This is a genomic window from Trichodesmium erythraeum IMS101 (assembly GCF_000014265.1).
In the GTDB taxonomy this organism is placed as follows: domain Bacteria; phylum Cyanobacteriota; class Cyanobacteriia; order Cyanobacteriales; family Microcoleaceae; genus Trichodesmium; species Trichodesmium erythraeum.
This window is the reverse complement of record NC_008312.1, coordinates 6,951,708-6,964,728: the sequence shown is the minus strand read 5'-3', so window position 1 is coordinate 6,964,728 and position 13,021 is coordinate 6,951,708. Positions and strand designations below refer to the sequence as shown.

10 protein-coding genes and 1 pseudogene are annotated in these 13,021 nt (G+C 35.7%); 6 read left to right on the top strand and 5 right to left on the bottom strand.

Going from position 1 to position 13,021, the window contains the following annotated elements; translation table 11 throughout:
• Positions 1-148: 148 nt before the first annotated feature.
• Both TERY_RS21810 and TERY_RS21805 read left to right on the top strand, forming a co-directional pair.
• Positions 149-403, top strand: a complete 255-nt coding sequence (locus TERY_RS21810) for an Npun_F0296 family exosortase-dependent surface protein (RefSeq protein WP_011613820.1) — start codon at positions 149-151, stop codon at positions 401-403.
• Positions 372-680, top strand: a complete 309-nt coding sequence (locus TERY_RS21805) for a hypothetical protein (protein WP_196797137.1) — start codon at positions 372-374, stop codon at positions 678-680. The genes TERY_RS21810 and TERY_RS21805 overlap by 32 nt, the downstream gene beginning before the upstream one ends.
• Positions 681-1,296: 616 nt before the next feature.
• Here TERY_RS21805 and TERY_RS21800 read toward each other — a convergent pair.
• The 4 genes from TERY_RS21800 to TERY_RS21790 all read right to left on the bottom strand — a co-directional run bounded on the left by TERY_RS21800 (position 1,297) and on the right by TERY_RS21790 (position 3,742).
• Positions 1,297-2,259 (bottom strand): glutathione S-transferase C-terminal domain-containing protein, encoded by a 963-nt coding sequence (locus TERY_RS21800; protein WP_011613818.1) that lies wholly within the window; start codon positions 2,257-2,259, stop codon positions 1,297-1,299.
• Positions 2,260-2,294: 35 nt separating this feature from the next.
• Positions 2,295-2,456, bottom strand: coding sequence for a hypothetical protein (locus tag TERY_RS33820; RefSeq protein ID WP_011613817.1), 162 nt, complete (start codon positions 2,454-2,456; stop codon positions 2,295-2,297).
• Between the two features lie 713 nt (positions 2,457-3,169).
• Positions 3,170-3,298 carry a hypothetical protein gene (locus TERY_RS37600; protein ID WP_370496070.1) on the bottom strand — a complete coding sequence of 43 codons (129 nt, stop codon included), beginning with the start codon at positions 3,296-3,298 and terminating at the stop codon, positions 3,170-3,172.
• 252 nt (positions 3,299-3,550) lie between these two features.
• Positions 3,551-3,742: a hypothetical protein gene (locus tag TERY_RS21790; RefSeq protein WP_044136995.1), complete on the bottom strand. Its 192-nt coding sequence runs from the start codon at positions 3,740-3,742 to the stop codon at positions 3,551-3,553.
• Between the two features lie 395 nt (positions 3,743-4,137).
• Between TERY_RS21790 and fusA the strand changes: the two genes are divergently transcribed.
• Positions 4,138-6,231 carry an elongation factor G gene (fusA, locus tag TERY_RS21785; protein ID WP_011613816.1) on the top strand — a complete coding sequence of 698 codons (2,094 nt, stop codon included), beginning with the start codon at positions 4,138-4,140 and terminating at the stop codon, positions 6,229-6,231.
• Positions 6,232-6,665: 434 nt separating this feature from the next.
• Here fusA and TERY_RS37595 read toward each other — a convergent pair.
• Positions 6,666-6,896, bottom strand: a pseudogene (locus TERY_RS37595) (ISAzo13 family transposase); the annotation flags it as partial.
• 199 nt (positions 6,897-7,095) lie between these two features.
• Between TERY_RS37595 and TERY_RS21780 the strand changes: the two are divergent.
• From TERY_RS21780 to TERY_RS25840, 3 genes are all read left to right on the top strand, one after another.
• On the top strand, positions 7,096-8,466 hold the full coding sequence (locus TERY_RS21780) for a TIGR03279 family radical SAM protein (RefSeq protein WP_011613815.1): 1,371 nt from the start codon (positions 7,096-7,098) through the stop codon (positions 8,464-8,466).
• A gap of 304 nt (positions 8,467-8,770) precedes the next feature.
• Positions 8,771-9,334 (top strand): hypothetical protein, encoded by a 564-nt coding sequence (locus TERY_RS21775; protein WP_011613814.1) that lies wholly within the window; start codon positions 8,771-8,773, stop codon positions 9,332-9,334.
• 697 nt (positions 9,335-10,031) lie between these two features.
• Positions 10,032-12,950, top strand: a complete 2,919-nt coding sequence (locus tag TERY_RS25840) for a TolC family protein (RefSeq protein ID WP_011613813.1) — start codon at positions 10,032-10,034, stop codon at positions 12,948-12,950.
• Positions 12,951-13,021 lie beyond the last annotated feature (71 nt).

Sequence of the window (13,021 nt, the reverse complement as noted above, 5' to 3'; positions counted from 1 at the left end):
TTTTGACAGAATAATTATGAATTAAATCAAACAAATAGTGATGGGTTTTGCGGGGGCAGTAGCTTTAACTACTATTGTCCAACAGTTAAATGCAGTTACCTTTACTATTGGGGGTACAACTATTGTAGGGTAAGGTCAATTCTCCAGTTTGCCAGGAGTAACAACTATAGATTTTGAATCAGGTGCATCGACAGATGGTCCTGTTATTTATTCTGCTTCTGGTGTTGGCCCAACAGTTGTTTTAGTTAGTGTACCTGGTCATTATGCTCAACCTGATGATGATTTGACAAAGTATCTAACAGTTGCCCCCTTTGGTAATGCTTTAGGAAATAATCCAGTTACAATTAGCTCTCAGGAACAACTAGATTATTTTGGTATGTACTGGGGGTCTAGCAGACTATGATAATAGGATGGCTTTCTACAAAGGAAATCAGCTACTTGCATATTGGAAAGCTACAGATTTTGCTGGTTATGGTGAAAGTCGATACGTTAATTTCTTTGCTGAGGAAAATGAGTCTTTTGACCGAATAATTCTATCTTCTTCTAATCCTGCTTTGGAAACAGAGAATCATGCTTACAGACTTGTTTCTGAGCCTAATACCTCAGTTCCCGAAGCAACTTCTGCAATAGGTTTATTGATATTTGGTGCTGTTGCTTATCGTTTGAGGAAAGCCAAATAAATCATCAGGACTTACCCAGGTAAACTACTAAAGGCTGGTATATTGGGGTGTTGGGTAACTTTGATTTTGGTTCCTATTTTCATCCTCTAACCACTAGGGTTGTTGAGAATTAAGCAAAAAAAAGGCTAAAATATTTTTAAGTATTAATTATTATCTGATTATCTGACATTCTAATTGAAAAAACCTTGAGTTAAAATCGAACTTATTTAATTCTAATAATCAAAGCCTTTTTAATAAAGAGTCAAGCATTTGTAAGGCAAAATAGAGTTTGATAACACAAAAAAAGAGCGTAAAGATTCCTCTTATTTATTATGTACTATATATAGTATCTTTGGGCAACTTATTTTATAATTATTATGAGTTATTCTTTTTTTTATTTTAGTTGGACAGCATTATGAAAAATATATTTAGGGAGTATATTCAGTGATTAGATTGAAAATATTTGGAAAAAATGAAGATAAATAGTGAAGGAAATAGGGAAAAGGAAAAGAGCTTAAAGTTTGTCTTTTTCCTTCTTCCGTCTAATAATAAGAGAATAAAAGGTGAGAAAATTTCTAACTTCTCAAAACGAGCCAGAGATTATTTTTTACTTTTGTCTTAGGTTTATTGCTATACCTTAAATTGATGCGCGGTTATGAGGAGAATCTAAATCAATCTCTGGACCAGTTGGTACAATTTTAGTAGGATTAACTTTAGGATGACTCATGTAATAATGCCGTTTAATATGGTCAAAATTACAAGTTTCTTTTACCCCTGGATATTGATAAATATCTTTCAGATAATTCCCCAAATTGGGATATTCCCAAATATGGCGTAAATTACATTTGAAATGAACATAATAAACTGGGTCGAAACGAACCAAAGTAGTAAACATACAAATATCAGCTTCAGTTAGGCGATCACCACATAAATAACGTTGTTTTGACAAGACATTTTCCCAATGATCTAAAGCTGCAAATAAGTCTTTGACTCCCTCATCATAAGCTAACTGAGAACCAGCAAAACCAGCTCGATAAACACCATTATTAATAGGTTGGTAAATCTTATCAATAGTTTCTTCTATCTGATTATATAAATCGTCAGGACATAAATTTACATCATTTTTAGCGATACCACTAAATTGAGTATCAAACATCCGAATAATTTCACGGGATTCATTATTAACAATTTTACCTTCAGTTTTATCCCAAAGTACTGGTACAGTAACCCTACCACTATAAGTAGAATCTGCCTGAAGATAAAGCTGCCAAAGATAGCTATGATGGTTAAGAGTATCTCCAATAGAGCCTGGTTCATCTGTAAATTCCCAACTATTTTGATCAATAACAGCACCTACAACTGACAAACCAATAGCATCTTCTAATCCCTTAAGTTTTCGCATAATAGCAGTTCGATGTGCCCAAGGGCAAGCCCAAGAAATATATAGATGATAACGTCCTGCTTCTGCCTTAAAGCCACTAGACCCATCTGCTGTAATTTGATGACGAAAAGTGGTCTGAGGACGAATAAATCTACCTTGAGCATCTTCTTGTTCCCTTTCAGAAATCCACTTACCATCAATTAAAATACCTAAACCCATAGTTGCCTCCTAAAATCTGATTCAGATCATAGCAATTAAATTACAATTTTCCTAGAGTCTTTTCTGGCTTTTAGTAACTCTAGATTTTTTTTGACAATAGCGATCGCTTTTTGATTTCCCTCTTGGAGATATAATTCTCCTGCTTGTAATAAATTTGCTACACTTTCATGATCTTGACGTAGATTAGCAAAAGCCAAATCTGGGTTATGATAAGCTTCAGCAATATTATAATTATTTTTTATGACTTCAGTAAACTTATTTATAGCTTGTGGATAATTTCCTTGGCAAAAAGCTTCACATCTTGTTTAAAATTTAAAATTTTACTTTTGCTTCTGCTTGTGATGATCTTGATTTTGTAAATAGGACAGAAATACTTTCTTGTCCACGATAAGCATATATCATTGCACCAATATTAATGCTAGTTATTGATCTAATACAGATTAACCAAGTCAGAAAATTTGCAGTTTTCATAAATATAATAATGGTTTGAACGTAAGCATTCAGCCATCATCTGTTACTTTTGGTAGCTTATCAAACCTATTAATAATTCTGAGGATCGATAATTTCTAAGCAGAAGGTATGAAGGCAAGAAGGCACGGATTTAGAATTTAGAACTCAGAATTTGGCACTTGAGACTTGGAATTTAAATTTTTGCTTTGACTAAATTTGAAGGTTTGAGAATCTCCAAAAAGACTAAGTTATAATTTAGAAGTCACTAGATAAATTTTATTTGGTACTATGTTGAGTTTATTGATTACTAATTTATATAACAGTGCTTGGGTAATTTCTATTGAGGAAATACTGGAAGTGTGAAGCAATGGTAGTGATCTATTGCCACCAAAAAATATAGAAGCAAGAATAAATCAAGTCCACTTCTTCCCTTTTGCCTTCATTGCTTGATTTATGAAAATCATTTTTTTATGATGTGCTTGGGCGCTCGTTCTTGTTTTCTAGCAAACGGCTGACCGCGATCGCTGATGCTACAAGAATTAAATTCAACTTTTTGCTCTGTAGAGAAGGTAGAATGGATCAATATCAACAGTTTCTAGTTTGATACCCTATAGTTATGATGGGCAAACTAGCGATCGCATATTATTCGCACTACCGTGTAATTGATCCTCAAAAGTCACCAGAGCAGGAGACACTCCAGAACAATGGCTGGTTTAGGAACCCATGACTAAAGAGATAAGAAATTAAAATTGCCTTAGGGTTTGCTATAGAAGTTGGTAATATATACCGAACAAAAGCTTAGGACGCTTTCTCTATTGTGGATTTCTTTATATAATTAAAGTTAATATTTAAGCTTAACATAATGGGGTTTATTCGAGTCTTTACTAATAGAATAACTCAAGCTGTCCCAAAATTTTGGCCAACGTTCCGGATAGTTATTTTTATAGATTTTCAAAAGCTGTTCAATGGGCAAAACAGAGGATAACTTTACCTTAACTTTCTGGACACCATGGCGACTACTACCTTCTCCCATAATACCTACCTACAAAAGTTTTAGTGGCCAATAATTCTAGCTATAATAGACAAATCTTTGCCCACCCAACGCTGATTTTTAGTCAAGATACTTTAAAATCAGCAATATAGCTAAGGAAATAAAAGCAGGATTTGAAACCAAATATTGGAAATTCAGCCTCAGTTAGGGGCCAACCTGCTAGCCGAAACCTATTTAGTGATTTCTGTCCTAGCTACCAAGGCCATTTCAGTTATTAGTTATCAGTACCTCCCCCTGAAACTAGAGGCTTGAAATACTGAATCGAATATTTTTTGATCCCTTATCCAAGGGGTAAGACCTTATTTTTTGGTCAAATAAATACTCTATGTATAATACTAAGAGAGTACAGTTTGTAATATCCAACAAGAGAGTTAAATATGGCAAAAGACCTCACTAATTATCGCAATTTTGGCATCTTTGCCCACGTTGACGCGGGCAAAACCACTACAACAGAAAGAATTCTGAAACTAACCGGAAAAATCCATAAAATCGGTGAGGTCCATGAAGGTGCCGCAACAACAGACTTTATGGAACAGGAGCAAGAGCGGGGCATTACAATTCAGTCCGCTGCTACAAGCTGTTTCTGGAAAGACCATCAATTAAATATTATTGATACCCCTGGCCACGTTGACTTTACTATCGAGGTATATCGTTCTCTCAAGGTTCTCGATGGTGGTGTAGGTGTATTCTGTGGCTCTGGTGGTGTAGAACCCCAATCTGAAACTAACTGGCGTTATGCTAATGATTCTAAAGTTGCTCGGATTATTTATGTAAATAAGCTGGACCGCACAGGAGCTGATTTCTACAAAGTTGTAAAGCAGGTGAAAGATGTACTCGCGGCCGAGCCATTAGTAATGGTATTACCCATTGGTATTGAAAATGATTTTGTGGGAGTTGTGGATCTACTTACCCGCAAGGCATGGGTTTGGGATGACTCTGGAGACCCAACCAAATACGAGATTAAAGATGTTCCAGAGAACATGACTGATGATGTAGAAAAATATCGGGAAATGTTGGTTGAAACTGCTATTGAGCAAGATGACGAGGTAATGGAAAAATATCTTGAAGGAGAAGAACCAGATCTTGATACCCTCAAACGTTGTATCCGTAAGGGAACTAAGGATCTGGTTTTCTTCCCCACCTATTGTGGCTCATCTTTCAAAAATAAGGGCGTGCAGTTGGTACTTGATGCAGTTGTAGATTTCTTGCCTAACCCCACTGAAATTAAACCACAACCAGAGATTGATCTTGAAGGTAACGAGACTGGTAAATTTGCCTACGTTGACCCAGAGAAACCTTTGCGTGCTTTAGCTTTCAAGATTATGGACGATAAATACGGTGCTTTGACCTTTACTCGTATATACTCTGGTACTTTGTCTAAAGGTGACACAGTATTAAATACTTTTACCGGCAAGACTGAGAGAATTGGACGTTTGGTGGAAATGCACGCTGACTCCCGTGAAGAAATTGAATCGGCTCAAGCGGGGGACATTGTTGCTATTGTGGGGATGAAGAATGTGCAAACTGGCCATACTCTTTGCGACCCTAAAGAACCTGCTACTTTGGAACCGATGGTGTTCCCTGATCCAGTAATTTCTATTGCTGTGGCGGCAAAAGATAAAGGTTCTGTGGAAAAACTGGGTATGGCATTGAGTAAAATGGTTCAGGAGGACCCATCTTTTAGAGTTGAGACGGATGCTGAAAGTAATGAAACCATTATTAAAGGTATGGGTGAATTACATTTGGATATTAAGGTTGATATTCTGAAGCGGACTTATGGGGTAGATGTAGAAGTTGGTAAGCCACAGGTGGCTTATCGGGAGTCTATTACTAAGCGCCTTGAAGATAGCTACACTCATAAGAAGCAGTCTGGTGGTTCTGGTCAATTTGCTAAGATTGACTATATGATAGAACCTGGTGAAGTTGGTACTGGTTTTGATTTCCAGTCAAAGGTGACTGGTGGAAATGTACCCAGAGAATTTTGGCCTGCAGTGCAAAAAGGTTTTGAGACTAGCTTTGAAAAGGGTATGTTAGCTGGTTATCCTTGTGTGGATATGAAGTTCACGTTAATGGATGGTGCTTTTCACCCGGTTGACTCCTCGGCGATCGCTTTTGAAATTGCTGCGAAGGCTGCTTATCGTCAGTCTTTTTCTAAAGCTGCTCCTCAACTACTTGAACCAATAATGAAGGTTGATGTGTTTACTCCTGATGATCATGTTGGTGATGTGATCGGGGATCTTAACCGCCGTCGGGGAATGATCAAATCTCAAGACTCGGCTGCAACTGGTAGTCGCATCAAAGCAGATGTGCCATTGAGTGAGATGTTTGGTTATATTGGCGACTTGCGGACTATGACTTCTGGTAGGGGTCAGTTCTCTATGGAGTTTTCCCATTATGCGCCTTGTCCTGCTAATGTGGCGGAAGTGGTAATTAAGGAAGCTAAAGAGCGTCAGGAAGCTAAATCTAAATAGGTAAAAGCACTCAGCGGTTAGTGTCGGCTATCACCCATTTTTGTAGGAAAAGCTGTTTGAGAACTGGCTGAATGCTTAGTCCATTTTAACGTATACAGGGCGGAGAATTTAACTATTCAAGTCCTGTATTTTTGTATTTTTAACTGGGGCTACATTACTAAATAATTTTGAAAAAAAATAATTTTGAAAATTTTTAAGGTGGGGATAGCCTAGGGATGCTTACTAGAAAAAATGCTATGGAACAAGGGTTAAATAATATTGATAATTGATAACGCTTGTGGTTGAGCAGTATAATTCCATTAGGGTAAATAACTATTAAAAATAATTTTCATAGTTTGTTTGAACTCCTCTTTCACTTTGCTTCTTATTTGATAAGCTCGATCTAAGAAAATGGTAAATACTTTTAGACCAGTATTATTTTTTTTCTCTAAGGATTAAAATTTTACACCTTGGCGCAGAGGGCTGACATCTGAAAATAAAGGGTTTTCAATGGAATTATATTTGGAAGGATAAGTGGGATCATGAGCGATGGGAATCTCAATTTCTAGTTCATTAACCAAATTTGGTAAGTCTTGCTTGAAATACTATTCACGGGAACTATTACTACCACCACCATCACACAGAATTAATATGCATTTCGCTCTTCTATAATTAATTAACCCATAGTTTTCCCACCAATACTAAATAGAATCAAAAGTTAATTCACTGGTGTCATGGCTCGTTCTAATCTTAATATAACTAACTTTTAGGATAAGGTTATACAACCTATTTAGAATAGCTATTCCTTTACTTAATTAGGTTAAGGTATACTTGATAAATGATATAATAAAAAGTTTAAAATTTATCTACTATTAAATATATTACATGAGTCAAACTTCTATCAAACCTGCTCTAATAACTAAGGTAATACCTGAGTCTATTGCTGCTGAAATTGGTTTTGAGTCTGGTGATGCGATCGCTGCTATTAACGGACAACAACCACGAGACCTCATTGACTATCAATACATTTGTGCTGATGAATATTTAGAAATAGAAGTCATCGACGCTAAAGGTAAAACTCACTACATTGAAATAGAAAAAGACTACGACCAAGACTTGGGGTTAGAGTTTTCTACTGCTCTATTTGATGGTCTCATTCAATGTAACAACCGTTGTCCGTTTTGCTTCATTGACCAACAACCACCAGGTAAACGAGATACTCTATATTTCAAAGATGATGACTATCGTCTCAGTTTCCTCTATGGTTCCTACTTAACTCTGACTAATATCACACAAAGGGAATGGAAAAGAATTGAACAAATGCGGCTTTCTCCTTTGTATGTTTCTGTTCATGCTACAGAACCAGAGTTGCGATCGCGTCTTTTAAAAAATTCCCGGGCTGGTAAAATACTCGAACAAATTCGGTGGTTTCAAGAACGACGACTACAAATACATGCTCAAGTTGTAGTTTGCCCAGGAATTAATGATGGTATTTCTCTGGAACGTACATTATTAGATTTGGCAAAGTTTCATTCTGGAGAAATTCCGGCAGTTGCATCTGTTGCGGTTGTTCCGGTGGGGTTGACTCGCTTTCGCCCTGTGGAAGATGAGTTAATACCTGTCACTACTGCAAAGGCAGAGGAGGTTATTGACCAAGTACAGGAAATTCAGGCTAAGGTTAGATACACATCTGGAACTAATTGTATCTGGTTAGCTGACGAATGGTTTTTAATTGGCCGTCGAGAGTTGCCCCCTGCTTCAGAATATGAAGATTATCCTCAAATTGGCAATGGTGTTGGTTCAATTCGTCATTTTATATCACAATTTGAGGCTTATGTCAAAGAGTTTTTAGAATTAAACATTTGCTTAAGCACCCAAAGAAAATTAACTTGGGTGGTAGGGAATGCAGTAGAGAAAGCATTTGTAGCGATCGCTAATCAATTAAATCAAATTGAAGGTTTAGAAGTAAATATGATACCATTATCTAGCAGTTATTGGGGACAAGATATTACTGTAACTGGGCTATTAACAGGTCAAGATTTGTTAGAAGGTTTGCAGGGGCGAGACTTAGGAGAAGGAATTTTGTTACCTTCAGTAATGCTGAAACAGGGAGATAATCTTTTTTTAGATGATATGACCCTTGAAGACTTATCAGTACAACTTGAGACAAATATTTGGCCAGTAGCCGGAGTAGAAGAACTAGTATTAACTGCTGTGGGCGATCGCGCAGGGTTCCAGAAAGAAATTGCTAATTAAACTATTAAAACTTGACCAAAAAATTCCCATCAGGAGATAACTCTCAGTATTTGTGCGAAATATTTGGGTTGTAGTTTTTAAGTTAAAATTAAAAATATTTTATCTTTAGGGAGTAATGATGAGTACTTTAAAAACAAAAATAAATTTTACAACTTTTTTTATTAGTTGTTGTTTAGTACTTGGCAATACTTTGGCATCATCTTTGAAAGCAACCGCAGTACAATTATATTAAACAATTGATTTTTCTGATGGGTTTAATAGCAGTCTACAGAATATTAATTCTGATTTTCCTAGTGGTAATTTAGTGTTAGGTAATGTTCCATTTAATATTCCTAATACCACTAATAATATTTGGCACAGCCATCATGCTGGTGGCCCTAATCTGAGGATGTTAACAGTTGATGTGGGGCTATTCGGAGTCACAGAAGTTCATACTTTAATTAATACTTATTGGGGGAAAACAGCAGGTTTAGCTTCTATTGAATTTCATGGTTCAGATGATGCTTATTATAAAAAAACCTTATATGGCAACTCTGATATTCGAGATTATAATCAATACTATTGGACAAATAATGTTAATAACACGACAACAGTTAAAGTATTTAGTGATCCCTACGGGTTAATTGGGACTGAAGATCGCCTTGATAAACAATTAATTAATTTACCAGTAACTTTTAACGATGAAGAGCTTTCTACAATTGTATTTAAAGACTGGGGAAGTACTGGCTATCAAAGAATTTTTGTTTCTGGAATTACTGCTGGCATTGCCGCTGAGAATACAGAACAAAATTCTATTCCTGAATCTTCTAATATATTAGCACTGATTTCTGTAATTGGATTAAGTCCTATTTTTCTCAAAAAAAGATAACAGCTTTTTGGGACCTTGGCGACACATTAGACTTGGACTGACAGAAAACTCATATTTCAATCAGTAATATTCATAATATTCTGATAAAATAAAATAAGACTATATTTTCAGTAAGTTCCATCAACTGAATTGTTTTTGTTACTTTTAATAATGCTGAAACTAGAGTAAATAAATATTGTCAATAAACCATGGGTAATTCTCATAACTCATGGTTTATTGTACTTGTTCACAATTAACTTTCTACTTATGGTGTTTCTTGAATCTTAAAAACACTATATATAGGAATTAGCAAATAAGATGGGTTTGCTCTGACGCTGAAAACTCAAGGATAATTTGTTTTGAGACGATATAAGCCTTGAATATTTATCAGTATAACTCCAGACAAATATTTGGCCAGTAGCCGGAGTAGAAGAACTAGTATTAACTGCTGTGGTTGTTCAAGTAAGGTCTTGGAGAGAACTTGAGAGTTAAACTATTAAAATTTGACCAAAAAAATCAGGTCAATAGCCTCTTTTTTTAAGGGGATGAAAAAAAATAAACTTCAGTATTTCAAGCCTCTGGTTTTGACCAGGGGTAATGTTAAGGTAGTTCCTGCTGGGGGAGACTAACTGATAACTAATAACTGAAAAAATATTGGCAAAACTGTTAACCCATTAGTTTAAAATATCAGTTGGACTTGGAAACTAATAAAAAATCCATGAGTGTTTTTCGTAATATTTTGGTAGTAGGAGTTATTGGAGTAGTTCTTTCAGATGGAGGGGAGAGTTTTTCAGCCCCATTACCTATTCATCTGCAAAGTAATGCTCCTGAAAATTCGATGTTGGACCCAGAAGAGGTCAAAGGAAAATCTGTTGAGGTTAAAGAAACTCAAGGAGAAGAGTCAGATGTTAGCTCTTTGGAAAAAGTTACTCAATTGAAACCTGAAGGTAGTTTACTAAAAAAGTTAAAGTCAAATTATTCAGGTATAAAGGTACCATCAAACAGATACTCAGAAGTCAATATAAATAAACAACTACCTAAGTTAAAACCTAATAAAGAGAGAATTTCTGCATTAAAAGAACTCGAAAATCTATACAAAAATAAAGATAGTTTATTGGCAAAATTAAAATTCCCTATAAAAGAAGAAAATATCTCTCCTTCAGCATTACAATTTAAACAAAATATTAATCATAATTTTGCAGCTAACAAGAATCAAAAAATTAGGATAGATTCAGAAAAGAATGTGGAGAGTCTGGGGAAATCTAATTCTAGTATTTTAGAATTGTTGGAGTCAAAATCAGAAAATTCTGAAGAAAATATCTCTCCTTCAGCATTACAATTTAAACAAAATATTAATCATAATCTTGCAGCTAACAAGAATCAAAAAATTAGGATAGATTCAGAAAAGAATGTGGAGATTTTGGGTAAGTCTAATTCCAGTTTATTAGAATTGCTGGAGTCAAAATCTGGAAAATTAGAGGTAGCAAATCAAATAAATTTTTCTGAAGAAATTAGCTTTCAAGAATCAATTACTTTTTCAAATAATCCAGAAAGATTAAGCATAGATTCAGAAAATAATGTGGAGAATCTGGGTAAATCAAATTCTATATTTTTAGAATTGCTGGAGTCAAAATCTGGAAATTTAGAGGTAGCAAATCAAATAAATTTTTCTGAAGAAATTAGCTTTCAAGAATCAACTAATTTATTAAATCATGCAGAAATATTTAACTTGGATTTAGAAAAATATCAAGTTGAAAATGGAAAAAATCAGACAGACTTAAAGGCATCAACACCAGAAATTAAGAATCAAAAAAATGAGACTAATAATAGTGAAAAAATATCCGAAAGAAATCCAATTCTAGGAAATTCTTACCAAGTGATGACTAGTATAAATCGTGCTCCTACAATGGCAACAATAAATGATTTATCAGAGGTTGAAACCCAGGCATCTGTATTAAATAATCCGCAAAAAAATAAAAATAATCCAATTAGATTAGTAGGAAGAACCAATAATAGTCTAGTCTCAATTATTCAGCGTCCACCTACTTTTGGAAATACTTCAAAACAGCAAAATTCTGTTCAGATAAAGACTGGTCTCAATCAAACTTCAACTATGAATACTGTTCCTAATTTAGCTAGGGTTGAGAATCAAAAACATTTATCAAATAATAGTAGCTTGATTATTGCTCAACAAAATAATGAAAGTTTTCCTCCACCAGTACCCAATGGAACCTTACAAACAAATCCTCCTCCTCAAATAGAACCAAATTCCAATCCACTATACTTTCCCGTTACTCCTGATCAAGTACAGATAAAAGAAACAATACCAATTACTTTAGAGGAAGCTATTGATTTAGCGCGACGCAATAACCCAGATATCCAAATTGTTCAACTAGAAGTTGACAGGAGTAAAGCTGCTCTGCGAGAAGCTCAAGCTGCTTTGTGGCCTAGTCTGACTTTTGAATCAGTTATAGAACGTACAGAAAGTGCTTTTGGTGACTTGCAAGCACAGGCTCAAAAACGAGTCAATAAGGTAACAGGAAGAGACGAGCTCATAGATACTGATATTCAAAATTTCCCGACTACAACTTTTAACAATACATTTCGATTTGATTATGACCTTGGTCTTGGTAAAGCTCGTTCTTCAAGAATTGGAGTTGCTAGGGAACAAATACGTCTACGGGAGTTAGAATTAGAGAGGTTTTCAGAAGAATTACGTCTGAATGTATCGGACGATTATTATAATTTACAACAAGCAGATGGACGGGTTAAAATTGGAGAAGCTGCTGTTAGAAATTCTCGCAAAAGTTTGGAAGATGCGGAAGCTTTAGAAAGAGCAGGAGTAGGAACTAGATTTGATGTATTGCAAGCTCAGGTAACATTATCTAATGAACAACAAAGTCTGACAAATGCTCTTCGAGATCAACGTACTACCCAACGTCGTTTGGCAGAAAGACTAAGTGCCAATGAGTTGATAAATTTGACGGCTGCCGATCCAATTGAGCCAGTGGGGTCTTGGCCTTTATCTTTAGATGAAACAATTGTGGCAGCTTTTCGGAACCGAGCTGAGTTAGAACAGCAGTTAGTGCAAAGAGATTTAAGTGATGAGCAGCGGAAACTAGCTCTTTCATCAGTTAGACCAAGCTTGAATTTTTTTGCTACCTACAATGTTTTAGCATTAACTACTGAGAACCAAAGTTGGCGAGCAGCTAGGGGTTGGGCTGATGGTAGTACAATAGGATTGAGGTTTAGATGGAATTTCTTTGATGGTGGTGCAGCAAGGGCTTCTGCTAGACAAAGTATACTGAATGGGGAGATTGCAGAGACTAGGTTTGAGCAGGTTAGAAATCAGATTCGTCGGGAAGTTGAGGAAGCTTTCTTTGGTTTGGAAGCTAGCTTTGAGAATATTGATACTGCTGAGTTGGGTGTGGAGCAGGCGAAGGAAGCTTTACGTTTGGCGAGATTACGATTTCAAGCAGGTGTGGGAACTCAGTTAGAAGTTATTCAACAGGAGACGGATTTGACTAGGGCTGAGGATAATTTGTTAAGGGCGATAATTGACTATAATCGTTCTTTGTCGGAACTGCAACGAGCTGTGAGTAATCTTCCTGATGGGAGTTTGTCAAATAATCCTTAAGCTATGTTCTGCACTTTCAAAAGTAGTATGGAAAGTCAGGGGTTAGAATTTAGGATTGTTTGTGAAGTTCT